We start from the raw sequence: 543 nt of genomic DNA on the forward strand, positions 1-543 counted from the left end.
CCCTCACACTCTTTACCTGTGTGTTGGGGGGGGGCGTTTTTTTAATACCGCCCCCGGCCCCGCCCGGCCCGGCGCGGCCGGGCGCCCCCGCCCGCGCGGCGCTACCTCCGGCGGCGGCTGGCGGAGGTCGGGGGGTGAGTGGTCCGACGGAGACGACTCCAAGGTCTCGGACGCGCATTCGATGAAGATCACAAACCGGCAGGTCGGCCAAGATCGACGGGAACATCGGTTCGTCCGATGATCACCGGGAGGGTGATCATCCGTTACTTCGAGCAGTTCCTCCCACTTAGGCACGGTGCTCGACCCCGGGAGTCAAGTCCCGGGGATCACTTGTGACTTGGGAGGACCGTGTTCCACTCACCACCCGCGCCCGCCCGCCGCGGCCGCATCATCGCCGCGGCGGCCGGAGCCGCAGCCGTCTTCGCCATCTCGGCCGGCGCCCCGGCGGTCGGCGCCCAGACCCCGACCGCCGAACCGGCCTGCACCGGTGCGGCGGGGTCTGACATGCAGATCACCGGCGGCACCGTCACGTGGTGCCCGACC

Annotated in this window: 1 pseudogene; it reads left to right on the plus strand. The window is 70.7% G+C overall.

The annotated features are described in order from the left end of the window. Positions 1-348 precede the first annotated feature (348 nt). Positions 349-543: pseudogene (locus tag ACFV4F_RS35245) on the plus strand (hypothetical protein); the annotation flags it as partial.

Origin of the sequence: Kitasatospora sp. NPDC059722, from assembly GCF_042733235.1 — a bacterium.
Taxonomy (GTDB): Bacteria; Actinomycetota; Actinomycetes; order Streptomycetales; family Streptomycetaceae; genus Kitasatospora.